The organism is Streptomyces sp. NBC_00016, from assembly GCF_045040885.1.
Taxonomy (GTDB): domain Bacteria; phylum Actinomycetota; class Actinomycetes; order Streptomycetales; family Streptomycetaceae; genus Streptomyces; species Streptomyces coriariae.
The window spans coordinates 10,150,873-10,174,722 of the sequence record NZ_CP108304.1; the positions used below are offsets into that span (position 1 = coordinate 10,150,873).

General features: G+C 69.1%; 20 protein-coding genes and 1 pseudogene. 12 read left to right on the top strand and 9 right to left on the bottom strand.

What is annotated here, in order from left to right; all coding sequences use genetic code 11:
• Positions 1 to 57: 57 nt before the first annotated feature.
• The 4 genes from OG933_RS44710 to OG933_RS44725 all read left to right on the top strand — a co-directional run bounded on the left by OG933_RS44710 (position 58) and on the right by OG933_RS44725 (position 4,389).
• A complete protein-coding gene (locus tag OG933_RS44710) occupies positions 58 to 531 on the top strand; it encodes a carboxymuconolactone decarboxylase family protein (protein WP_389061096.1) in 474 nt (157 codons plus the stop codon).
• 183 nt (positions 532 to 714) lie between these two features.
• Positions 715 to 1,635, top strand: a complete 921-nt coding sequence (locus OG933_RS44715) for an RNA polymerase sigma-70 factor (protein WP_405624736.1) — start codon at positions 715 to 717, stop codon at positions 1,633 to 1,635.
• Positions 1,636 to 1,790: 155 nt separating this feature from the next.
• Positions 1,791 to 2,624: an NAD(P)H-binding protein gene (locus OG933_RS44720; protein ID WP_405624735.1), complete on the top strand. Its 834-nt coding sequence runs from the start codon at positions 1,791 to 1,793 to the stop codon at positions 2,622 to 2,624.
• A gap of 568 nt (positions 2,625 to 3,192) precedes the next feature.
• Positions 3,193 to 4,389, top strand: a complete 1,197-nt coding sequence (locus OG933_RS44725) for a hypothetical protein (protein ID WP_405624734.1) — start codon at positions 3,193 to 3,195, stop codon at positions 4,387 to 4,389.
• A 533-nt stretch (positions 4,390 to 4,922) separates the two neighbouring features.
• Here OG933_RS44725 and OG933_RS44730 read toward each other — a convergent pair.
• The 3 genes from OG933_RS44730 to OG933_RS44740 all read right to left on the bottom strand — a co-directional run bounded on the left by OG933_RS44730 (position 4,923) and on the right by OG933_RS44740 (position 6,038).
• On the bottom strand, positions 4,923 to 5,117 hold the full coding sequence (locus OG933_RS44730; protein ID WP_405624733.1) for a hypothetical protein: 195 nt from the start codon (positions 5,115 to 5,117) through the stop codon (positions 4,923 to 4,925).
• A 188-nt stretch (positions 5,118 to 5,305) separates the two neighbouring features.
• Complete coding sequence (locus OG933_RS44735; RefSeq protein ID WP_405633172.1) at positions 5,306 to 5,584, bottom strand: hypothetical protein; 279 nt, start codon at positions 5,582 to 5,584, stop codon at positions 5,306 to 5,308.
• Positions 5,585 to 5,669: 85 nt separating this feature from the next.
• Positions 5,670 to 6,038 carry a hypothetical protein gene (locus OG933_RS44740; RefSeq protein ID WP_405633175.1) on the bottom strand — a complete coding sequence of 123 codons (369 nt, stop codon included), beginning with the start codon at positions 6,036 to 6,038 and terminating at the stop codon, positions 5,670 to 5,672.
• Positions 6,039 to 6,794: 756 nt separating this feature from the next.
• Between OG933_RS44740 and OG933_RS44745 the strand changes: the two are divergent.
• The 5 genes and pseudogenes from OG933_RS44745 to OG933_RS44765 all read left to right on the top strand — a co-directional run.
• Positions 6,795 to 7,514, top strand: a pseudogene (locus OG933_RS44745) (response regulator); the annotation flags it as partial.
• Between the two features lie 1,290 nt (positions 7,515 to 8,804).
• On the top strand, positions 8,805 to 9,236 hold the full coding sequence (locus OG933_RS44750; protein WP_405624731.1) for a cupin domain-containing protein: 432 nt from the start codon (positions 8,805 to 8,807) through the stop codon (positions 9,234 to 9,236).
• Positions 9,237 to 9,427: 191 nt separating this feature from the next.
• Positions 9,428 to 9,853 carry a hypothetical protein gene (locus OG933_RS44755; RefSeq protein WP_405624730.1) on the top strand — a complete coding sequence of 142 codons (426 nt, stop codon included), beginning with the start codon at positions 9,428 to 9,430 and terminating at the stop codon, positions 9,851 to 9,853.
• Between the two features lie 345 nt (positions 9,854 to 10,198).
• Positions 10,199 to 10,810, top strand: coding sequence for a hypothetical protein (locus tag OG933_RS44760; protein ID WP_405624729.1), 612 nt, complete (start codon positions 10,199 to 10,201; stop codon positions 10,808 to 10,810).
• 564 nt (positions 10,811 to 11,374) lie between these two features.
• A complete protein-coding gene (locus tag OG933_RS44765; protein WP_405624728.1) occupies positions 11,375 to 11,665 on the top strand; it encodes a hypothetical protein in 291 nt (96 codons plus the stop codon).
• A 275-nt stretch (positions 11,666 to 11,940) separates the two neighbouring features.
• On the opposite strand, the gene OG933_RS44770 is transcribed toward OG933_RS44765, so the two are convergent.
• Positions 11,941 to 12,582 carry a hypothetical protein gene (locus OG933_RS44770; RefSeq protein ID WP_362534101.1) on the bottom strand — a complete coding sequence of 214 codons (642 nt, stop codon included), beginning with the start codon at positions 12,580 to 12,582 and terminating at the stop codon, positions 11,941 to 11,943.
• Positions 12,583 to 13,519: 937 nt separating this feature from the next.
• On the opposite strand from OG933_RS44770, the gene OG933_RS44775 reads away from it, so the two are divergent.
• From OG933_RS44775 to OG933_RS44785, 3 genes are all read left to right on the top strand, one after another.
• Entirely contained in the window at positions 13,520 to 14,176 is a 657-nt protein-coding gene (locus OG933_RS44775; RefSeq protein WP_362534098.1) for a class I SAM-dependent methyltransferase, read from the top strand.
• The gene (locus OG933_RS44780; RefSeq protein ID WP_405624727.1) at positions 14,173 to 15,186 is read left to right on the top strand and encodes an HNH endonuclease; all 1,014 of its coding nucleotides are present in this window, start codon (positions 14,173 to 14,175) and stop codon (positions 15,184 to 15,186) included. Before OG933_RS44775 ends, OG933_RS44780 begins: the two co-directional genes overlap by 4 nt.
• Positions 15,187 to 15,503: 317 nt before the next feature.
• Complete coding sequence (locus tag OG933_RS44785; protein WP_405624726.1) at positions 15,504 to 16,001, top strand: HAD domain-containing protein; 498 nt, start codon at positions 15,504 to 15,506, stop codon at positions 15,999 to 16,001.
• 318 nt (positions 16,002 to 16,319) lie between these two features.
• Here OG933_RS44785 and OG933_RS44790 read toward each other — a convergent pair whose 3' ends face one another.
• The 5 genes from OG933_RS44790 to OG933_RS44810 form a co-directional block, all read right to left on the bottom strand.
• A complete protein-coding gene (locus tag OG933_RS44790) occupies positions 16,320 to 17,522 on the bottom strand; it encodes a heparin lyase I family protein (protein ID WP_405624725.1) in 1,203 nt (400 codons plus the stop codon).
• A gap of 19 nt (positions 17,523 to 17,541) precedes the next feature.
• The gene (locus OG933_RS44795) at positions 17,542 to 17,964 is read right to left on the bottom strand and encodes a hypothetical protein (RefSeq protein ID WP_362534087.1); all 423 of its coding nucleotides are present in this window, start codon (positions 17,962 to 17,964) and stop codon (positions 17,542 to 17,544) included.
• The gene (locus tag OG933_RS44800; protein ID WP_405624724.1) at positions 17,939 to 18,805 is read right to left on the bottom strand and encodes a response regulator; all 867 of its coding nucleotides are present in this window, start codon (positions 18,803 to 18,805) and stop codon (positions 17,939 to 17,941) included. Before OG933_RS44800 ends, OG933_RS44795 begins: the two co-directional genes overlap by 26 nt.
• 173 nt (positions 18,806 to 18,978) lie before the next feature.
• Positions 18,979 to 21,738, bottom strand: a complete 2,760-nt coding sequence (locus tag OG933_RS44805; RefSeq protein WP_405624723.1) for an AAA family ATPase — start codon at positions 21,736 to 21,738, stop codon at positions 18,979 to 18,981.
• Positions 21,739 to 22,775: 1,037 nt separating this feature from the next.
• Positions 22,776 to 23,822: an MsnO8 family LLM class oxidoreductase gene (locus OG933_RS44810; protein WP_405624722.1), complete on the bottom strand. Its 1,047-nt coding sequence runs from the start codon at positions 23,820 to 23,822 to the stop codon at positions 22,776 to 22,778.
• Positions 23,823 to 23,850 lie beyond the last annotated feature (28 nt).

The following is a 23,850-nucleotide window of genomic DNA, read 5'->3' on the forward strand; positions in this document are numbered from 1 at the left end:
CGTGAGGGCCGCCTCGTCTCGGGGGTGAAGGCATCGACGAACGTGGAGGAGCACACGATGGACGCGCGATTGAACTACTTCGCCAGCCCGACCGCCGGCAAGGCGCTCAAGTACTTCATGTCGGTCGGCCGGGTGCTGAAGGAATCGCCGCTGCCGGCTACGACGCAGGAGTTGGTAGCGCTGCGCGTGAGCCAGATCAACGGCTGCGCGGTCTGCATCGACATGCACACCAAGGAAGCCGCCGCGGCCGGTGAGAGCCCGGTGCGGCTGAACTTGATCGCGGCTTGGCGGGAAGCAACGGTCTTCACCGAGGCTGAACGCGCCGCGCTCGCATTGGCGGAGCAGGGGACCCGGGTCGCGGACGCGGCCACCGGGGTCAGCGACGAGGTCTGGGCGCGTGCCGCCCAGCACTATGACGAGGAGCAACTCACGGCCCTCGTGCTGCTGGTCTCGTTCATGAACACGGTGAACCGGCTGAACATCATCACCCAGCAGCCGGCCGGCGATTACCAGGTCGGCCAGTTCCACTGAACCCGCCACCGCGCCCCGGCCGGGTCAGGCCTGCCGGGACCGGGACGCCATGCTCAAGGCCATGAGGTCGTCCGCGGGCGCGGGCGTTGTCAGGTCCGCTCACACATCGGATGATCTTCGAAAGATGCCTCGTCGGCACGGGTCCGGCCGGGCACACAGTCCGCAAAGGGGGGGGGAGTCGGCGTGGGCAAGGTCGAGGAGTTCGAGGAGCTGCGGCCGCTGCTGTTCTCGATCGCGTACCGGATCCTGGGCAGCGTGGGTGAGGCGGAGGACGCGGTACAGGAGACCTGGCTCCGCTACGACGCCTCAAGAACCCGGCCCGCGTCGGCCAAGGCGTTCTTGTCAGCCACGGTGACCCGGATCGCGATCGACGTGCTGCGCTCCGCCCGGGTGCGGCGGGAGAAGTACGTCGGACCGTGGTTGCCCGAGCCGCTGCTGGACGATCCGTACGAGGACCCGGCCCGCGCGGCGGAGCTGGCCGACTCGGTGTCGATGGCGGCGCTGCTGCTCCTGGAGCGGCTCAGTCCGCTCGAGCGGTCGGTGTTCGTGCTGCGGGAGGTCTTCGCCTTCGGCTTCGCCGAGATCGCCGCCGCGGTGGGGCGCTCGGAGGCCGCGTGCCGACAGCTGCTCGTACGGGCACGCCGCCACATGCACGAGGGACGGCCCCGGTTCGAAGCGGACCGCCAGGAGCGGCAGGAGCTGGCGAGGCGGTTCTTCGAGGCACTGACGCAGGGAGACGTGGACGGACTGCAGAATCTGCTGTCCGCCGACGCCCAGCTCATCGGGGACGGCGGTGGCAAGGCACCGCAGCTGGCCAGGGCCGTCACCGGCGCCGAGAACGTGGCCAGGCTGCTCGCCACCGTCTACCCGCTCATGGCCCGGATCGACATCACGTTCGAACCGCACGAGGTCAACGGCCAGCCGGGCGCGCTCTTCCGCGACCGCGACGGCAAAATCCTCCACATCCTCGCCCTCGACACACTCGACGGGCAGATCCAGACGATCCGCGCGGTCATCAACCCCGACAAGCTCAGCCACCTCGGCCCGGTCGCCGACGCCTGGGCCGTCGACCGGGAAGTGAAGCAGACCCGTAAAACCCAGTGATCTCCCGACCAGCCTGACAGGGCAGGACCGGAGGTTTCAGTGCCGCATGCCGATGACCCTGGCGCACGGCTCGCCCGTGACGTCTTCCCACGATACGAACCGTGATCATCCACTGCGCAAGATCGATTATCGACACACCCACTGGGGGTTCAGTCATGATCCTGATTACCGGAGCCACCGGCGTCGTCGGCCGGGAAACCGTCCGCCTCCTGGTCGAGGGGGGAGCGAAAGTCGCCGCGGTCACCCGCGACCCGCACGCCGAATTCCCCGCCGGTACACAGCTCGTCCACCCCACGAAGGTTCCCACCCTCGGCGGCGTGGAGGCCATTCTGCTCAGCCCGCGTGCCGCCGGATCCACCGCTGTCGACCTGTTGGCCCGCGCCCGCGAGACGGGCGCGGCAAGAGCAGTCGTACTGTCCGCCGTCACCGTGCAGTACCCGGCTGGGCACGCACGCTTCCGGCAGCAGTTCCACGCTGTTGAGAAGGTCGCCCAGGAAAGCGGCCTGGACTGGACGATCCTGCGCTGCGCCGATTTCGCCGCGAACACCCTGGCCTGGGCCGGGCAGATCCAGGCGACCGGGACCGTCCGGGGGGCGTACCCGCACGCGAGGACCTCGACTGTCGACGAGCGGGACATCGCCGCGGTGGCCGCCCTTGCCCTGACTCACCCTCAGCACCACGGTCAGACCTACCTGCTCACCGGAGAGCAGTCGCTGAGCCAGCCGGAGAAGGTCGCCGCGCTCGGCGCGGCGCTCGACCGGTCACTGTCCTTCGTCGAGGCCGCACCGGACGAGATCCGCCGCGGCATGCTCGCCGCCGGCCTGCCCGACGAGGTGCCCGACCGGCTGCTCGGCTCGCTGGCCGACTACGCCCGCGAAGCCGGGCCCACCACCGACACCGTACGGCGGCTGCTGGGCCGCCCGGCACGTACGTACGCCACCTGGGCGCAGGACCACCGCGCCGCCTTCACTGCAGGAGGAACCCGATGAAATGCCGTCCCTCCTGCATCAGTTGCTTGACGGTGGCCCGGCCGCGCACATCTGCAGGCCGGTCACAGGCGGAGCAATGCCTGACCTGTCGTGTAGACGAAGTCACCGTGTCAGGCGTTATGCCTTGGCCTTGGGCCGCTTCCTCGACTGGGTGAGGGAGGTGCCATGCTCGCGCGGATCACCTCGTCACTGAGCCGGAGGGCTCGGAGCAGTTGAGCGCGATGCGGGGCGGGCAGGTCGCCGCTGCCGAACGCGCATGCGCGGACAAGTTCGCGGGCACGGCGACTGGCTCCCGGCTCTCTCCGATGTGGGCTGATTTTCGACGCGTAGGTCCATGCCAGGCTGGCTAGCGTTCCTGCGATCTGCCCGATCGGTGTTGAGGGGGACTTCCGTGTTCAGGATCCGTCCGGTGGCCAACGGCACCCGTACCGACCATCCCAGCCCTGGGCTTCCGTTCGTCAACGACGGTCGTCTTCCCCTGGACAACCCTGACGCGATCGAGCGGACCGGACGCAAGCAGGGCGACGGGTTGTGGGGCAGGACGGATCCGCTTCAGGGCGGGGGGTGGGTGGCGTTCACCACCGAGCCCAAGAATTCCGACTTCGCCTGGGCGGTGCACTACGACCCGGTGCACGGCCGGACCGTGCTGCTGATCCACGACGACGATCTGGGCGGTCTCCATCACGCATGGATGTACGAGCCCAAGGGCATCTTGTACCGCCACGGCGGATACTGGTGGGACGGTGAGCGGTGGAACCGTCCCGCGCTGGTCTGGGATGGCGCCTACGAGCGCTGCGACAAGCGCCCTGTCGAACGCCAGGTCACCATCACCGCAGCCGATGTGCTCCGATCCCCCTGCCAAGCGCATAACGCCAGCATCGCCACGATCGCCAGCTTCACCGCTCCCGAGGCGCCGGTCGCCAACTGGCAGGACCACCTGGCCCTGTGGGCACAGCGTCGTTCCTCCGGCAGTGGGAGTCGGCCGTTGGAGGCCTGCGTCGTCGACCTGCACGCACCCGAGCTGGAAGCCGACACGTTCGTCGACATGGCGGGGCTGACGAAGATCACCGCCGTACCTGCCGACGACATGCCCGACCTCCGCTACGGCGGCGCCAAGGAACTTCCCGAACCCCAGGAAGGAACAGGCCAGGCGATGCGCTGGTCGCTGCCCGTCGCGCGTGACTGGGCTGAGAACTTCCACCAGAAGAACGGCCCCAGGATCCTGTTGTCGGCGACCACCTCGTACAACACCACACAGCCGGCCGGCCTCACCGACAGCCACAACAGGCTCCGCGGCAACTTCCTGGAAGACCTCACCAAGCCCAGCGGGACGCGTCGCAAGCCCTTCCTGAAGGGAGAGGACGCCCGGCAAGCCGCCGACGACCTTGCATGGACCGCCGCGAGCAGCCTGATGTACGGCTCCGACTCCGGCCTGGTTCCTCACAGCGCTCTGCACGAAGTCCTGGTGGACGCAGTTCTCGGTCACCTCGCGGAAGACGCCCAACGCGAGCACGGAGCCAAAGTTCTCACGTGGCTGCCCAAAAGCACGGTGACCATGCTGGTCTGGTTCTTCCGCCATCAGCCTGACCGCACCGCGGGCATCCTTGGAGAAATCTGCCTGGAAGCACGCACACGCTTCGACATCGGCCCTGAACGCGTCGGAGAGATGCTCAGGAGGTCATTCCTCAACGACAGCGGCCTCGGCCGCAGCACCGCCGAGAGCCTGATGAACATGGCACTGCCTCCGTCCGCGCGCAGGCAGTAGAGCGGGCCCCGGGAATACAGCCCGCTGCCGTCGCGGCAGCGGGCCTACGCCCCTGCACCAGACACTGGGTAGCCCCGCCGGCACCCCCTCGCCGGCGAGGGGGTGCCCTCCCTTGCGGCGCAAGGTGGTCTCCCTCTCCAGAAGCGACAGCTTCTCGGGAGGCCCATGCGATGCCCTGCCCTCGGTGTAGTGCACCGGGTTGTACATGGCCGGATGGTCCAGCGGCGCGGCGACCTGCCGCACTTCGGCATGCCACGCCGCCCACACCTACGCCACGTGCTCCGAATCTTTCCCGTACGGGAACCCGGCCGACGGCTGAGCCGGGGCTCCCGCTTTCTCCGCTGTCTTCTCCGGCACCTGGACGACGGCCTGACCGTCGTCCAGGTGCCGGACGGTGTCGCGCGGGGCCTTCCCGGCTCAACACTGCTCCGGCAGCTCCTCTCCCGCGGCCTGTTGGGGGCGCAGTTGTTGTTCGGCTGCTGTGGATTCCTCGGTGGTGCGACTGAGGTGGAGCATCTGCCACGGCGGGTGGGCTACGGGATGAATTGAATCCAGTGGCCGGCGGTGCTGATCAGACCGCTGACGCTGGCGCCCCATGCCAGTACGGGGAGCGACAGGCTCAGGCTGAGGTGTCGGCCGGCGTGGATCTGCAGGCCCTTCCGGCCCAGGTTCAACTGCCAGGTCGCCGACGCCGACGTGGTGGTCGTGGTGGTCTGCTGCTCGCTCACGTCTTGCCCCTTCTCGAGCGCCCCTGGGTGAGCCCGGAACGGCCAGGCAGGGATGCGCTGGGTGTCCATGTTCCGGTTGCACCGGGGGTGCTTCCAGGAATCGGGTGCTAACTCGTAAGCCGTTGAATATGCAGGTCAGAAAGAGATGATCATGGAAGGCTCGTGAAGATCTGCGATGTGCGGATCTTTCACATTTCTTCGTGCTCCATCGCTAGAATTCGTTCCTCGGTGAGCGACATCCAGGGGGACCAGTGCCGGACGAAGCAGCAGACCCTGCCGAGCCGGCCGACCCGGCAGCCCGCTTCGAGCGGTCCCGCAAGGAGTTCGCAGAGGATCTGACGGTCCTGCTCATCAAGTGCGGCAACCCCACCCAGAAATCCTTGGTCGATGCGGCGGCGAAGCACGCCGCCAAGAAGCAAAACGACAAGTTCCGCCTGAACCCCAGCACTCTGTCCGCCGTGCTCCATGGGCACGTGTTTCCTGGCAACGAGTTCCTGTCCGCGCTGATCATGCAGCGTCCAAGTCCGTCCCGAAGTCGGCGACTACAAAAAATTATGGAAGGAATGGGAGGAAAAATGGCAGAAACTCGCATTCCAGAAAAAGCAGGCCGCTGCGTACCTCAAAAAGCAAAAGCGGGAAGCTGACCAGGCCGCCGCCAAGCTGCAGCAGCAGCGCGAACGGGCAGAGGATCTTGTTTCGGCTGCCCACCGGGAGGCAGACGCTCTGGTTGCCGGGGCGCGTGCCGACGTCGTTGAGCGGCTGCTCGATGCCCGTGACCGGAGCGCTGACATCACCGCCATGGCCAAGGACGATGCCGCCGCCCTCCACGCCACCCAGGCGCGGCAACTTGCCCTTGAGACCGCGGAAGCAGAGCAACAGCTTCAGACGCAGCGCGACGAATCGGCCCGTCAGATCCTTCACGAGGCACAGCAGACCAGCATCTTGCGGCTGAGGGCACAGGTTGAGCTGCAGCAGGCGCAGACGCAGGCGAAGTTGATGCGGGCGGAGGCTGCGCGGGAGTCGGAGGAGGCTCGTGAGCGGTGTGATGAGGAGATCAGGCAGGCGCGCGGTGAGGCTGAAGTAGAAGTCGCGCAGATGCTCGAGTCGGCCCGGCAGACGCTTGAGCGTGCCCGGCGGCAGGCTTCCAGTACACGGCTCGGCTTCCCCCTGCCCCGTACCGGGAAGGCTGGACCCCTTCCCACCAAGGCTGACGGGGAGCAGCCCGATCCTCGTGCGAAGGAATGCACCTTGTATGCCCGTCTCATGGCCTCTGCGCAGCCATTTTGGGAGGGCGGCGGGCAGCTGGCAGTGCAGACCGGGAAGCAGCTTGAAGTACGGCCCGTCTACGACATCGAGCCTGCCTGGACACCAGCCGTGTGGTTCGGGGCGCAGAAGCGGACGATGGGGCAAACTGCCCCGGACCAGCCCGTTGTCGCAAGTTTTCGTGCGGCTGCCAGCCAGTCGGCCCCTACGCAGGCCCCGCCGCAGGACGTCACCTCCCAGGGCGTGCAGCCATTGCCTGCCGAGGGGGCTGCCACGCACACCGCCCCCGCAGCTTCGGAACGCGCAGCGAGCTCCTCCCCGACAGCCGAACAGCCCCTGCCTGCCCAGCAGATACCGCTCACGCAACTGATGGGCGGGTGGGACGCCCTATATGCAGAGAGGAACGCCGCAAAGGAGCCCGAGCCGCTGGACGATCCGCGTCGGCTGCTGGTCTGGCCGGCGCCGGACGTCGGTACGCAGCAGGCGCTCAGCGACCGCGGCTACCGGCCGGTGATCGTGCGCTCGAGCGAGGAGGTCGACGCGCAGATCGCCGCCTTCCCGGCCGCGCTGTTCGTGGACCCGCTGACCGGGCCGATCACCCGTACCGCGTTGCAGTCGCTGCGCACGGCCGCGGTGGCCGCCGAGATTCCGGTGCTGGTCACCGCCGGGCTCGGACAGACGACGCGCGAGAACCCGGTAGGCGCCGATCCCGCCGTCCTGCTGAAGGCGCTCGCGCCGCGCGACAGCGAACAGCATCCCCCGCGGGTGCTGCTCATCGAGGAGCACGCCGAGATCGCCCTCGCCCTGACGTCCACGATGGAGCGGCGCGGGATGCAGGTGGCGCGGGCGGCCAGCGACGCGGACGCCGTCACGCTCGCCGGGCAGCTGCGACCCAACCTGGTCGTGATGGACCTGATGCAGGTACGCCTTCATCAGGCAGGGATTCTCGACTGGCTGCGGGCGAACGGCCAGCTCAAACGCACCCCGCTGGTCGTCTACACGGCCGCCGTCGACTTAGCGGACCTGCCGCGGCTGGCGTCGGGAGATACGGTCCTCTTCCTCGCCGAACGGGCGACCAGCCCCGAAGTACAGATCAGGATCGTGGATGCCCTGGCCAAGATCAGTACCTGCTAGAGGACCGAGTCGGGGCTGGGACCGGATCTGTGCAGGACGTGGTCTTGCTTTCGGCTTCCGGGATTGGTCCCCTCGTCGCGGACTCAGCTAAGTCGCTTCCAGGTCTGACAGCCGGACGTCTGGAATGCCTTGCCGCCACTGGCTCGAGATGGACGGCGGTCGCGGTTCCGGCCGCAGCGCCATCCACGCCGTCGACTGCGAGGAAGCACCAGCCGGGCGCCGAAGCTGACCCTGGACCAGGCGCTGGACGCCGCGGAGCACCCCGGGACCCGGCTGTGCTCCCTGTGCAGCGTGGCAGCCGAACTGGACTCGGTGCTCAGGGTTTTCGAACATGGTTTCGGCGGCTCGGAAAACGACAACAGGGGAACGCAGTGATCGCCACACTTGCAGGATGAGCCTGTTCCACGCCGACTCCTACAGCCCCGACGACATGATGATGCACCCCTCGCCATCAGGCGATGCAGCCGGTCCTGGTCCAGCTCATCCAACAGCTCCGCGCCTGCGAGTCGGTGGAGGCCGGGATCGATTTTCAACGTGACCTGCTCACGCGCCTGCTGGAGGTGGAGAAGGACCGCTGGGAGTTCAAGCGTGCCGTCACCCGGATGCGCAACGGCAAGCAGCCGCACCCGGAGGCCCCGGAGCTCCAGCCAGGCCGCGACCCCGCCGACGTCGTCGCGTGCGTGCCGGCGGGCGTGCATGACCCAGGTGTGGGAGCGTTCGACAACCCAGCGCCGGGGCAGAACCCACCCCGCCTGGCTGGTGACCTATCTCGGATCAGCGCTGCACAGGCGCCGTGCGGATCTGCGTCGGCAGATCCGCGGCGTCCGGGGAGGAGAGGGACGCCCTGGTGCGACTGTGGCGGAGCACCCACTCCGCAGAGCCGGTGCCCACGGCCTGAGGGCCAGGTTCACGCCCGCCTTGGAGGCTCATGGCCTTGCCCAGTCCAGTCCGGGAGCTGCGAGTGCAGCGAGCCGTTCAGCGGTGAGCTCCCTTGCATAAAACGGCTGTTCGGGAGAAAGGCCTCCAGCTTCAGTGCTCCGCACCATCGACCATCACGGTTTCCACCTGAGGGTTGTCACAGAGCCTGTTCGGGCCCGGTACTGCGCAAGGTCGTCCTGTCCGTCGCGACCGCCGACGGCGGCAGGTGAACACCTTCTATGTTCCCTTTCCCTTTCGGTGACGTCGGCCGAGTGGGCACTCCTCTGCGCCGCGTGATTCGCCGGCATGCGGTGGGATGGGGGCTGGCGTGAACCGCTCGAACGGTCTTGTTCGCGCTGTTGTACTGCGTTTATGGCAGATCAGAAGCGGTGCTCGGTGGTTCGGACCGGGCATTACGAGGGAGCTCAGGGCGGTGTCTTCGGGGCGGGCATCAGCGCGCAGTCGGCGGGGGCGGAGGGGTTGTGTCTGCACCGGCTGGTGATGGCCGCGGGCAGCCGGGGCCGGCCTCACCTGCATGAGGGTCACGAATCGGCCATTTTCATCCAGTCCGGACAGGTCGAGGTGTGGCACGGGGAGGGGCTTGCCGAGCATGTGGTGCTGCGCGCGGGCGACTACATCCACATCCCGGCGGACGTCCCGCACATGCCGGTGAACAGCGGCACGCAGGAGATGGTGTGCCTGGTGGCGCGGACCGACCCGAACGAACAGGAGGGGGTCCGGCTGCTGGACCTGCCGGCGTGGCTGGAGGACCGGGTCGGCCCTGTGGCGGTGGGGGCGGGCTGAGCCGCAAGCGGCACCCCCTTCCTGGGATGGCCCCGGTCCCGCACCGGCGCGAAGCATGACGGGACACCGGTCGAGAGGCCCCCGCCAGATTCTGGCGGGGGCCTCTTCACACGCAGGGTGACTGCTCAGGAGGGAGCGCCGGCGCCGCCGATCCCGCTGAGGCCGCCGGTCAAGGAGCTGAGGGGGAGCCCGTGGTCGGCCGCGCCGTCCCCGCCACCCGCCGGGGCATCGCCTACTCCACGGCCGATGGCTGCGGCGCCACCCTCCAGCCCCGCTACTTCTCCATCGACCTCGACGCGCACCGACCTCGGCCCCGTGCCGTGCGGGCCGGCCGCCCGGACTCACCGAGCTTCGCGGTCGACTTCCCCTACCGGGTGTCCCTGCAGGAGCCGGAGGTCCTGCTGGTCTCGGCGGGCACCGAGTCCTGCACCTGCGACTGGTACCTCGAACTCGAATGGTCCTCGCAGGGCCGCAGCGGCACGGTGCGCATCGACGACCACGGCCGCCCGTTCCGTACCACCAGCATCAAGGGGCTGCCCCACTACTGGTACCGCGGCCCCGCCGGCTGGGTCCCCATGACCACCGCCGCCGACGGCGAGGCGGAAACCGGCGGCTGACGGGCGACGTCGGCCGCATCCGATGGCCGGCCGGCGCGGCGCGGGTCGTCCCGCGTCCCGGAACGGCATCCCGGGCCTCCCTGTTTGCGCAGGTCAACGCAGGTGGGACGGTCCCACTGTCCCGGGTATGGGGGCAGCTGTTGCCGGAGGTCTGCGGCGTCCTGGAATCTGTGGATGTCGCACCGGCCGAGGCGGCACGACCGCCCGGCCGGCAGCACGACGACCACCGCCCTGCGCTTGTGCACCGGGACACTCCTGTGCCCGGCGGCGTGCGGCGCCTCGCACCACCCGCCGCCCCACGACGCAGGAACACCCGCGCTCTGAATCTGAGAAGGAAGCCACCACATGAAGAGGAACACTCCCGCACGCCGTCGTCCGGCCCGCCGGGTGGCCGTCGCCGCCGGCCTGGTCCTGGCCCTCGGGCTCGGTGCGGCGGCGCAGGCCTCCGCCGCTCCGCAAGCCGCCGGCGCCCCGGTCAGTGCTTCTGCCCCGTCCACCGCGCTGTCCGACTCGGGCGCGCCGCTGTCCGGCCGCCAGATGGTCCGGGTGCTGAAGTCCCTGCTGCCCAAGGGCGCGAAGATCTCCGACGAGCAGAGCCAGGAAGGCTACGCCGCCCTGGTCTGGGACGACGGCCGCGGAAAGAGCATGATCGGGGTGAACGCCCAGCACGACATGGGCGACGTCATGGACGGGCTCATGGGCTGCGAGGGCGAGTACATCGCGTGCCAGGCCCTGACCCTGGCCGACGGCACCCAGGTGAAGCGGGCCAAGCGTGCATCGGAGAAGGGCGGCTCCGCCGTGGTGTGGCTGGTCGACACCCTCCACCCCGACGGCCGCCGGGTCATCGTCCAGGAAGTGAACTCCTACGCCGAGGGCGGCCCGGTGACGCGGCCGAAGCCCCCGCTCACGCTCGACCGCCTGCAGACCATCGCGCTCGACTCCCGCTGGGCGGGCTGACCGGATCGCCGCTCGGACGCGGTGTGCTCACACGCCATCGCAGAAAGGGCGCTCGACCGCTGCTTCGCCGCAGGTGCCTGTGCCGAGAGCGACGGCATCACCAAGGGCGGGGAGCGGTGCGTGAACTGATGTGTCCCGGCGGCGGGGCACCGAAGTGGTGCCCCGCCGTGTGACCGCATCCTGCAAGGCCGCCGTCCGTCCCACGTGGGACGGACGGCGGCCTTGCAGGCATGTGTCGCAGCGGACATCGCCCCGATTGGCTGCGTAGGTTTCAAGCGAGAGCACTTGTTGGTGGGTTTCGGCATCACGCAGTGACCGATGAGCGCGTGAATGTTGGTGAGAAGTAGGAGCACCGTCGGGTGGCGGGGGATCGATCGTGCGTGCGATGTCGGCTGTGTTCGTGGCAGGATGACGGCATGTTGATCAGAAAGGGCGATGCCGCGTAGGCGCCCGAAGGCCGTCCGTGCTGAGCTGTGGCGGCCTCGCAGACATGTTGTAGTTCGGCGGATCGGGGGCGTTTCCGCGAGGACTCGTGCAGCTGTCCGTCGCGTCGAGGATGAGCGGATGTGGCCTGGCGCGGTTGCTGACGCGCTCGCCCGTTTCGAGTGGGCGTTCCGGCAACCTGGCCGTTATCTGAATGCATCCCAGGTCTGGCAGCCCGGACTGGAGGTGGAGTATGCCCGCGACGATCTGGAAGAGGTCATGCTTCACCTCCCGCGCGGTGCCCAGCGCGATCTCGGCCGGCTGATTGCTCGCATCGATGATGAGTTCGAGCGTCGCACTCTGCCGATTCCTGGGCCGGTGAACGCCTTCACGGTGGGCGGCTGGTGGTGGTCAAGGATCCGTGAGCACTGAGGATGCTCACGAAGCGACCTGCTCCGGGGACAGGCTGGCCCATCGCATCACGGCACGCATCGCCTCAGACGTGGCCGATCGTTCTGGGCACCCTCGTAAGATCCGCGCATGACCGATTCGTGGATATCTGCCATGAGTTTCTCCTCCTTTGCCGCTCCCCTTACAGCGAAGGGCGAACCGGCAGCCACCGACAAGCGCGGTGACATAGAGGACATTGCGATGCGCTGGCAGTCGCACAGCAGTAGGGGCGCAGCGGCGGGTGTGCCGAAGCGGAGTCATGCACCGGCCGCTGCGGGCTGCTCCTCAGCCTGCTCCGGCACTGCGGTAGCCGTGTAGAAGACGGACGAGCCCTGCTTGCTGCGCTGCGCCTGGCTTTTGGCCACTAGCCCCTCGAGCGTGGTGCGTACCACGGTCGTCTTGACGCTGCGGTCGGGATGGGCCTTGCCGAGGGCTGCGGCGATCTCCGCCGCCGAGCGCGGCTCGCTCTGCTCGGTGAGATGGCCACGGATCAGGTCGACCAGTGTCGGCTGCGCGGTTGTCGCCGGTTCAGCCTTGTCGGACTTGGTGGAGGCCTTCTTGGCGGCCGGCTTGCCAGCAGCGCTCCGACGCGGCGCGGGAGCGGTCTTCTTCGGCCGTGCATGCTTGCCCGCGCTGGGCTCAGCCTGCTTCCTTGCCGCTCGAGGGGCGGGTACAGCGGCGCTGTCCGGCAGGACCGAAGACTCTGCCGCAGCCGGTGCTGCGGCGATCGCCTGCTGGATGCCGACCAGCACGGCGCGGTCACGCTGATGCGCGGCCAACTGCTCCTGCAGAGCGGCGATTTCCGCGCCGATCCGCTCCTGCTCTTTGGCGTTGCGTTCGAGGTCGGCACCTACTTGGGCGGTGTACTGCGATGTCAGTTCGGTAGTGTTCTCAGACATGAGGTGCACAGCCTTTCCTCGACCTGGGGCCGGAGTTGAAGGGCCTGCCACACATGTGTGTCTGCCCGGTGGCTGATGCCTGCGGGCGGCAGCAACGTCCAGTGCGCAGTGCCCTGTCATAGGGATAGTACGGATATCCGGAGCTGCTTGTTCCATTCGGGCATGTCTGTGAACCGTCTTCAGTGATCCGGCGGCCTGTTTCACAGAAGGGCAGGCCGGGGGAGAGCGCGCTGTGGGGGCAGTTGCCAGACCACCTCATCGGTCTCCTGGTTCCGGTGCCAGGGGCCAGCGTGCCTTGAGCCACCAGCCGGTCCAGGAGCTCTCCTGTCTGGTGAGGGGAATGGCCGCACAGGCGGGCTGGGACGGCCATGCCAGTGTTGGGACTGCCGCGGCTGGACAGGTGTGCCGCCAGCACCAGGGCAGTCAGGCGCAGCACGGGGTGGCTCCCGCCCTACAACGACTGCCGCTTCGACGCCTCCGTCCTCACCGTCTTGCGCATACTGAGCAGCCTGAGCACCCCGGACCGGAACGTCTGCCCCACCGGGCCGACGCCATCACCAACTACGTCGCCAACGCCGTCACCCGCGGCTACGCCTGCCATCCCGGTGTGGAGATCCCGGTGCCCGGCCCCCGGTTCGCCGACCGTTCACCTACATCCTCACCACCGACGCGCCCGGGGCCCGTCGGCTGCCCAAGGTGCCCGCTCCGGCCCTGCCCAGCCGGCCCGAGAGGGCGCCCGACCGGGGCCGGCGAGCAGAACAGTGACCACACGGCCAACTACACCCCCAGCCCGCACAGTTCGACGTCTGCTGGCATCAACCGCGCTTGCGCACACATCGCGTCACCCCTGCTGTCACCCAACCATCCAGCGACGGTGAGCGCAGTTCGTAGCCTGCGTCCTCCTGCATTGTCAGTGGATGCCCGTAGCGTGAAGGGCATGGTCGAAGCAGGCGAGAACTCTTCCTGCCCGGGCGCGGGCTCCGGGGCGGAGCAGCATGCTGTGGGCGTTCAGGCGTACTACGCGCGCAACGCCGAGCAGCTCGGGGAGCGATACGGGAGTGTCTCTTTCGATGAGGTGCACGGGGGAGTAGCGGACTTGTTGCCGCTGCCTCCGGCGCGGGCGCTGGACGTGGGCGCCGGTACCGGACGCGACGCCCACGCGCTCGCACGGCGCGGCTACGAGGTGGTGGCAGTCGAGCCCGTGCGCGAACTGCGAGACGTCGCACAGGAGCTGAATCCTCACGAGCGGGTCCGGTGGGTGCAGGACGCCCTGCCGGACCTGGGGCGGCTGGAAGGAGCCTTCGACCTGGTGCTGCTGTCGGCGGTGTGGATGCACCTGCCGCTGGCCGAACGCAGGCCGGCGATGCGGAGGCTGGCCGAGCTGCTGGCTCCGGGCGGTCTCCTGGCGATCTCGCTGCGGCGCGGGGAGCCGCCGGCGGACCGGGTGATGTTCGACGTGCCCGCACAGGAAGTCGCGGGCGACGGACAGCGTGCGGGGCTGGAGCTGATCCGGGTCGTGGAGGAAGGCACCGACCGGCTCGGGCGCTCCGAGGTGTGGTGGCAGAGCGTCGCACTGCGCAAGGGACAGCAGTGAACGGGCGCGCGTTCTACGCCCAGGACGCCTCGGCGCGTGCCTCGTGGCGGCTGGCGGTGCTGATGGGCGCCAACTCCCGCACCTACAAGTTCGCCTTGGGCCAGGCCCTGCTGGAGTTTGCAGGGGCCGGGCGCCGATCGGTCCCGCTCGCCGAGTTCGCCGTCCCCTACAGCCTGAGCATCGTGCGTCGCATGGCCACGAGCCCGCAGGCGCCGCAGACCACACAACTCGGCGACAACGACTTCCTCGCCATCGCCCATCAGGAAGGCGCCGCCACCCTGGACGCAGACCACCCCACCGAGCGGCTGGTGGCGGCAGCTGTACGTTCGATGCCGGCCATGGTGATGCAGAAATTCCACAACCTGCGCGGCAACACAGCAGTACCCCACACCTTCTACCAGCTCACCGGAAACGGGCGGCAGCGCGCGGTGCGCCTTGCACCCGACGCCCTCGCGCTGGCACATTCACAGCAGGCCGCCGGCCTGGCCGCCGAACTGGACGCCCGCTGGAGCATCGTGGAAAGCTCCTTCGCCACCGGAGTGGGCCGCAGCCTGATCGAGGAAGGCGTCACCGTCGACTGGGACACCCTGAAGATCACCGACAAGCGGCGGCGCCGCCCGGTCACCGGCCTCACCCAGGCCACGATCGGCTTCCAGCACGGCCGCTGCCTGATCTGTGACGACATCCTTGCCCCCACCGATGCCACAGCTGTCGACCACGTCTTCCCGTTCTCCCTCATGCACCGCTACGCCAGCATCGGCTCCTGGCAAGGCCCCGACCTTGACGCGCTGTGGAATCTCGCCCCAGCTCATGCCGCCTGCAACCTGGCCAAGAGCGACCGGCTGCCCACACAAGCCGAACTCGCCCGCCTGGCCGCTCGCAACGAGGCCATCATGACCTCCCCCCACCCACTACGCCGCACCCTGCACATCAGCCTGGACAGCACCTCGACCACAGGGCGCGCATCGTCCTGGGTAACGTTCCTGCAGGCAGTGCAGATGACACTCTGAACCACACGCCCTTCACAGCCCCGCACCAACGCCGCACCGCGACCTCGCCCCTCTCCGACCGAAGCGCTTTGGCGTGACCACCCGGCAGGCGAACGTCCGTCAACGCAACTCCCTGCGACGCCTGACACAGTTGCCAAGTGCGCCGTCCCGGAGCCGGGTTACACAAAGCGGCGTTGCGTCATCCACTGAGGAGGTGGAGACCATCATCGCCAACGGCATAGCCGTCGTCGGCACGCTGCTTGGTTCGGTGATCACCCTGGCAACGGCGCCACATTCCACAACGGCTACCTAGTCGAGCGTCCCGAGGTGAGCGCAGCATGACCAGGCACGGGAACCGCCCACTGCTCTTCCTGGACGTCGACGGACCGCTCCTGCCGTTCGGTGACGGCCCGCAGCGCGATCTGGCGGGCACCGCATCCAACTCGCACATGGCGCGGCTCAACCCGCAGATCGGGCCGCGGCTCGCGGCGCTGCCATGCGACCTGGTCTGGGCCACCACCTGGGAAGAAGAGGCCAATATCGAGCTGGCACCGCGACTCGGCCTGCCGCAGCTGCCGGTCGTGAACTGGCCAGTGCCCTCAGCCGCCCACGAACGCGAAGACCAGTGGTTCGGGCTCCACTGGAAGACCCGAACCCTCGTCGCGTGGGCGGACGGACGCCCGTTCGCCTGGGTCGACGACGAGATCACCGACGCCGACCGAGACTGGGTATCCACCCACCACCCGGCCCAGGCGATGCTCCATCGCGTCGCGTCATCCCGCGGCCTTACCGACCAGGACTTCGCAGTCCTCGATCAATGGCTACAGCTGGCCTGAGGTTCTCCGCGATGATCCACAGGATTTGACAGTTACTCCAGACATACCGACCTACGCTCAAGGCCAACCGTTTTGCTCGCGACAACGGCCGCACCGGGACACGAGAGGGCACCCTGGTCGTCACGACGGAGACCGCCGCCGCCCGGATGCCGGTCAATCCGAAGAGAGTCTGGCTGACTGTCTCGACATCAGAAGGATCACCCCGCCCCACACCGGACGGCCCCGACCGGCCGACAGATGGTTACCCGACGCATCGAACAGGTCCTAGCCGTCATGGCGGATGGCGGGGTGCCCTGCACGGACCTCCCGCCATCCGTCTCACAGGCCCAGGACTGTGGCTTCGGTGATGCTCGCCCAGTCGTTCTCGGGGTTGCCCCGGAAGGTGATCTTGACGTAGCGGGCGTCGCGTGGCCCGCTGGTGAACAGTTTCTTCTCGGGCGCGGTCGTGGTTCCCGAACTGCGCCCCTCCCACACCTTGCTGTAGGTGATGCTGTCCTGGGACACGTAGACGGTGTAGTCGTTCCATCGCAGGTCGCCGCGGTGCCAGGCCACCGTGGCTGCGCATAGATGACGCTGGACGCCCAGGTCGAGGATCAGTGAGGCTCCCAGGCCCTGCCCCGACCAGCGCGTGGTGAGGTTGCCGTCGACGGCGTTCCCCGGTGGATTCGCCGGCTCATAGGTTGTCGCCGTCACGCCAGCCGGTGAGATGGCCCTCCCGCACGCGCGTACGGGGCTGACGTCCGCGTAGGTGGCCCGCTCGTCTCCCAGCCGCAGTGCGTCGTAGTGCATCACGCGCTGGGTTGTGTCGGAGGGCGCCCCGGTGTTCCAGTCCCATTTGTAGATGCCGAACTTGAAGTACGGCGATCGTGGACCGCCGCTGTGCGTGGCTCCGGTACGGTGCATGACCTGTTCGCCGTCCCGCCAGACTTCGAGCACGCCCGTGCTGTCGGTACGCCACGTGACGTGGAAGACCCAGTCGGTCCAGGCGCCAGTGGTGTAGGGACCGAGGTCCGTGATCTGACCCTTGAAGTCGATCTTCCACCGCCCCTCGTCCGTGAGCAGGGCCAGGGGAGGGGAACCGGAGGGGCACTGAGTGTCACACTGGTGCCACTGACTGACGATTTCGGCTGACCTGTCGTAGGTCCAGGACGACGGCAGGTTGATGCTGAAGCCGTACCAGCGCTCGGCATTGAGGGGCTGATCGTCGCGCTGGGTGATCTCCGCCCGTTTGCTGCTGGACACCACCGGGTCGCTCTTGTGCAGTTCGAAGCGCGCGGCGTAGGAGCCATCACGCACCGGGGCGGTGGTGGTCGTGGCGCCGTAGGAGGTGGCCCACTGCTTGCCGAAGCCGCTGGGTGCCGCTGCCGGCAGGGTTCGGTCGGCCGAGTTCTCCCAGTCGAGCGTGCGCTGCACTCCTGCGGGGTCCGCGCTCACGGTGGGGGCTGACGCCCCCACGGCGCCGGCCGCCAGCAGCGCCACGGCAACCAGTATGGCTCGGGCCCTGTGCCGTTTGAGTGTCATGTCTCAGCTCCCGCCTTGCTCAGCGCGCGGTGACGGACAACGGCGAGTACGCGTTGTTCCTGACGTTGATCGGAACCCCGCCCCACCAGCGGTTGATGCATCGTGTCGTGCCGGCCTGCACGGGGATGTACTCGGGCGACGCACCCAGGCGGGTCTGGACGCGTGCCTCGCCGTACTGCGTGCCCTGGTTCTTCACGCACAGCTGGGTCCCGCCGAAGACCCAGGTGGGGAAGTCCGCGCTGCTGCCGTAGGTGCGCAGCTCCGCCGGTCCGGTGACAGCGGCCCGCAGAGGCACGCCGGGCCGTGCGCCTTGCGCGGCGACGGATCCTGCGGGGTGCGTGGATGCTTGGGCGGGGCCGGCAATGCCGGCCCCCATGACGCCCGCAAGGGCGACGGCCAGGGCCATGGCCGCGGCGTCACGCCGGATCGATCGCTTGTTCATGGTGACTCCTTCGCGGATCAGTGAAGCGGTCCATGTCGCGAAGCCCAAGGGACTCATCCGCAGCCGTGTTCGCCCCCGCGGTGGCTCCCTCGGGCCGTGGCTTTTCATGCTGATCTCCCAGGTGTCCCGGGAACACTGCCCAACGGCTCCTGGATCGTCCTGCACCCTGGGGTGGCCAGTCGGGAGGGCGGTGTCCGAGACCATGACTGCGCGCCAGGGCCACTGCTTTCTCGCGGTTTTCCGCGCCGAGCTTTCGTACGACGCAGGACACGTAGTTGTGCACGGTGTGGCGCTCCAGGGTGAGTTCGCGGGCAATGCGCGCGGGCCCCATGCCGCAGGCGAGCAGTTCGAGGACCTGGCGTTCGCGCCTGCTCAGTGACGGGAAGGGAATCGTGTCCACCAGCAGACGGGCGGCGGAGTCGGCGACGGCGGTTCGCACATGGTTCTGGACGCGTTCGTCAAGGACGGTCAGCCCGTGGGCGGTGGCGGTGATCGCGGCCAGCAGAGCCTCAGCAGAGCACCTCTTCGACGCGTAGCCGCTCGCGCCGACACACAAGGCCTCGCTCACCAGTGCCGCGTCGTCACACGCCGAGACAAGCAGGACGGGAGTACGGGGCTGGCTGTCCGCCACGGCACGGACGCTGCCGAGGCCTCCGCCGTCTGAAGTCTGCGGTTCGAGCACCACCACGTCGGGCTGAACGCCTGCGATGACGGCGAGAGCTTCATGGCCGTTGCCCGCCTCTGCCACCACCTGCATGCCGACGGCCTCCGCGCAGTCGCGCAGACCTTTGCGGAACACCTGGTGGTCATCGACCAGGACCAGTCGGATGGGATTCATCATGGGCCGCCCCCTTGGCTCATTCGGCTCGCTGCCGACGCTACGGCCGGGGCAGTGCCAGGCGCCCCAGGGACGGACCCGGGGACAGCCCTGGGGTGGTACCCGAGGCACGCCACTGGCGGGACACAAGGTAGGTGTGGCTACGGACGGGGTGGAGCAGCTGACATGACGAGTAATCAGTCGTTTGGGCCGAGCTTGTCGACCAGGTCTGTGCGGGAGGAGATGCCGAGCTTGGCGTAGGTGTTGCCGAGGTGGTACTCGATCGTTTTGACGCTGAGCACCAGCTCCCGTGCGATGTGGCGATTGGTCAGCCCGCGGGCTGCCATCTGGGCCACGGTGAGCTCCTGAGCGGTCAACAGCGGGTGGACTACCTCCCGGGGGCGGGCGGACACACGGCCGCAGGCCGCCAGCTCAGCGGCGCACCGCTCCAGATACGGAGCCGCCCGGAGACGATGGAAGGTCCCCCAGGCTGCTTCGAGCTCCGCCACCGCGCTGCTGCGCCTTCCGGCGCGGCGCAGGAACGCCCCGTAGGACAGGCGCAACAGTGCCTGCTCCCAGCACGGCTCCCCACGGTCGCAGTAGCCGAGCCCCGTCCGAAAGGCGCGTTCGGCGGCCTGAACGTCACCGCGGGCCCCCTCCAGGACGCCGCGGCAACGGGCGGCCGCCGCTTGGTCGAGCCAGCGCCGGCGAGCGGCGGCCCCGGCTTCGTACGGGACCAGCACCTCTTCCGCCGTGTCAATACAACCGGTACGTACCAGGGCCTCAACGAGCAGGGGCCGCCACGCAACGAGCCCCACTTCGTCGATGCCGTGCCGGTGCACAATGTCCTGCCTCAGAAACCGGCTGAGCGCGGCAACCGTCCCTTCGTGGTGGCCCCGCGCCGTGTGCACCAAGGCGAGCGCCGTGGCCGCGAACGCGGCGTCATTGACATCCCCCAGTACGCGCGCGTGCTCCGCCGCTGCGGTGGCATGGTTCTCGGCTGCGCGGAAGTCGCCACGGCCGGCGAGGGGACAGGCAGCCAAGGCGTGCACGACGGCAAGAATGGAGATCTGGTCGGTGTCCTCGGCCAGCGACACCGCCTGCGTGCCATGCGCGATCGCCTCGTCCCACCGGCCGGAGCGGTACTCGGCATCGGTGAGGAAGCCCAGCGCCACGAGAGCCGCGTAAGGCAGTCCGCCGCGCCGGTGAGAGGTGAAGGCGTCCTCCAGATCTCGCCGGGCATCACTGAGCTGCCCGTTCCACAGGTGCAACATGCCGCGCGCGAGCAGACCGTCCAGCTGCTCCGGGCTGTTGCGGGGACCGCACCCGGGCAGGTGGGCGAGGGACGCCATGCCCTCCCCGTAGTCGCCGGAAATCGCCAGTCCGATTGCCAGGGAGTCCCGAAGGAACGATGACCGCTTGCCGGGCGGCAGGCCGAGTCCGCGGCGCGCCCAGTGCACGATGCCTCGCGCATCACCCTGGATGAGACACAGCCAGGCCATCTGCTCGGCGGCACTGCGCAGCGTTTCGGTTGCAGCGCCGCCGCTCTCCCAGCACGCGTTCAGTTCATGGCGCGCCTCGTCAAGCCGGCCGGAAGTGAGGGCCTGATGGCCGAGGACGTAGTGCTGTTCGGCGCCGGGCGGCATCTCCCGCACGGTCTGCTCCAGTTCGGCGGCCTGGCTGACGTCGCCGGCGAGCAGCAGGTATTCGACGGCCCGCAGCGTTTGCTGCGCTCCGCGGGAGGGGGCCGCAGACAGGCGGGCGGCGGCCATGGAGGCGGAGGCAGCCGTGGACCAGGCCCCCTTCTCACACTGACCGGCGGCGAACCGGACCAAGTCGTCCGCGAGCTCCTCGTCGGGTCCGACAGCAGCATGCACCCGGTGTCCCAGTGCGATGTCCGGCTCGTGCACGCCCCCCGCGGCCAGGCCATGCAGACGGGAGCGTTCGGCCGGTTCGAGAGCGTGGTACACGGCGGCCCGCAGTAGCGGATGAGGGAAGACAGCCCTTGGTACGGAGCCGACCGTTCCCTCCTCCAGCAGCTCACGCGCCATCGCCTCCGACAGGGCCTCCAGGGGATCGGGCACGGTGCCAATCTGTGCCGCCAGGTGCACTGGGCTGGACGTGCCCAGGACGCTGACGGCACCGACCAGTCGGCGGGTATCGGGCGCGCAGGCTTCCAACCGTTCGGCGATGAGCCGCTCGTAGGCACGCGGTGCGGGAAGGGACACGCCGCCCCCGCCGAGTACCTCGGCGGGAAGCTGCTGGAGCAGCGCCCTGGTGTGCAAGGGATTGCCGTCCGTGTGCTCTCTCAGGCGGGCGATGGCCCAGCGGGGAAGCGCAGAGGGCCCCACGGCGGCGTTGAGAGCCGTGAGCTCCGGCAAACCGAGGCCGGCCAGCGTTACTTCGAGCGTGGTGTCGGCGTGGAGGATCCGGCGCAGCCCTGGCGGCAGCCGGGTGTCGGCGGCGTCGCGGGTCACCAGCAGCGTGAGGACCCGGTCGAACCGCAGGCGCCGCAGTACGAACGTGAGTGCGTGCAGGGAGGGGGTGTCGGCCCAGTGGACGTCGTCGATCACCATGACGCCCGTGGCGTGGTCCTGGATCCGGCCCAGCGCGTCCAGCAGGCAGGAGCCCACCGCGATCGGGTCCGGCACAGGACCGCCGGAGCGTGTGGTGTGCTCGAGCTCTCCCTCGGGGACGTCGACCACCCGTCGCGCGTGGAGCAGCAGTTGGGCGGCCACCCCGTACGGCAGGTCCATCTCCATCTCCTCACCGCTGGCACGCAGGACCTGGCAGCCCGCATGCGCTGAGGCGAGGAAGCGCCGGACCAGCGAGGTCTTGCCGATGCCCGCAGGCCCGTCGACGAGAACGATCTGGGGCTCGCTCCGGGCGGCTCTGGCCAACCGATCGCCCAGCTCCTCCAGTGCGCCTGCCCGACCGAAGAAGGGCGCCTCAGACACAAGCCTCCATCCCCGGGCAACCCGACTGCGGCGGGATCACCCGCCAGCACGCACCCGCCATCCGGCGAGGCCGTTTCGCCTGGTCGTCGACTGGCCGCCAGAGCTCGGCGGGAACTCCTGCTGTCCCTTCGTGCCGCATGCCGCCTCCCCTGTTGCTGTCCTGTCCGACCATGGTGGCGAACCACACCCACCGGGGCGCGAGAAGATCAAAACCGGGGACAAGACCATCTCTTTTCAGCTAAAGCGGCCAAGTACCGGATTAACCGGCTGCTTTCAGTGAGCGGCTGGTCGTGTGGAACGAGGCCGGCCTCTGGAACGAACTGCACCCGGTCCTGGTGGAAAAGCTGCGGGCGGCGAAGAAAGTGGACTGATCGCGGGCGGTGATCGGCTCCTCCGGGTGAGGGCCTGGCGGGGCCCGAAAGAGCGATCCTTGCCTACCCCCGCAGCAGCCCCGGATTCGGCGGAAGCCTCACCGCTGCGGCTCGCATCAGCGGCCGGGGGCGGGAATCCGCCCAGCCCGACGACGTGACCGACGTGGACGCACCATTCCGCGCAAGCCGATCACCCCACCCCACCCCACCCCGCGCCGACCGGCCGCCGACCGCCGGGGCTCCGGCCGGACACCCGCCGGCAAGCATTCCCGCGCGCGACCGGCATCAACGGCTCGATCTGCGAGGGGGAGATATGCCGGCCCCACTGCCCCGGGGGGAGGGGGGTGGGGCCGGCATGCGCTCGAACGCCGGGGGGACGGCGCTGCGTCGAGCTCATGTTCGCCTGCTGCCCCCGGTCGAGAGGAGTATGCACCCCTCCGACGATCCTCCCGCTCCCACTCCCACTACGACGCCACGGGCGGCCTCCCCGTCAGGTTCCGGGCGGGCTCTACCACAGGGCGAGTCAAGCCCAGCCCTTCAAACTGATGCGCCACATCGGCGCGGTGACGATGCCCCGCTCGCGGATCGGACGACGGTGTGATCGCGACCGCCGCCGAACCCGCTCGGCGTCAGGCCGGCGGCTTCACCAGTTGTCCGGGTCTCGTCTCAGGAGACTGCGGGCCGGCCCTGTCTGCCGGCGGCGCGGGGCCGGTCATGCTGTGCGGGAGGAGTCCAGGCCGCGGCTGTCAGGCGCAGGGTGCGCTCGCGGCCGGCGGCGGTGATGTCGTAGGGGACGAGCATGATCTCGTCGGCGCCCAGCGTGGCGGCCAGCCGCCGCAGGCCGGCGGAGACGGTGGCCGGGCCGCCGCGCACGAGCTGCAGGTCCTCCAGCATCCTGCCGATCAGGTACCGCTCCCGCGGCTCGGGCAGAGCGACCCCCGGGGACGTCGCCGTGTGCTTTTGGCGGAACCGTGCGGCGGCGGTGTCGTGGGCGAGTCGCTCGGCCTCTTCGTCGGTCTCCGCGCACTGGACGTTGACGGACGCGATGACATGGGGACTCGTGCCGAGCGGGCCGGGGGAGAAGGCCGACCGGTAGCGGTCCAGGGCCGCGGGGCGTGACTTGGGCCCGAGGTGGGCGCCGTAGGCGAAGGGCAGCCCGCGCGCGGCGGCGGTGCGGGCGCCGTTCTCCGAGGCGCCGAGGACGAACACGCCGGGCGGCACCGGCAGCGCGGGGGAGAGCTCCAGGTCCTGGAAGGCGTGCCCGCCCGGCCAGCGGCCGTAGAGGAAACCGACGAGTTCGTCGAGCAGCAGAGGGAACTCCGCGCGTGCCTGCGGCGGCCGGCGCAGGGCACGGTCGAGGAGGGTGCTGCTGTCCGTGCCACCGGTCGCGCGGCCGACGCCGAGGTCGATCCGGTCGTCGTGCAGCGACTGGAGCACGGCGAACTGCTCCGCGATGGTGAGCGGCGCGTGGTTGGTCAGCATCACCCCGCCGGAGCCGACCCGGATGCGGTGCGTCACCGCCGCGATGTGCGAGATCAGCACCGCCGGTGAACTGCCGGCGCACCGGGGGGAGTTGTGATGCTCTGCCACCCAGAAGCGGTGGTAGCCGCAGGCGTCGGCGGCCACCGCCGTGCGCACGACGTCGTGCAGTGCCTGCCGGGCGGTGCAGCCGGGCGCGACCAGCGCGACGTCCAGCACGGACAGCGAAACCATGGAACCTCCCTGAAGGGGTCGGGCGGCG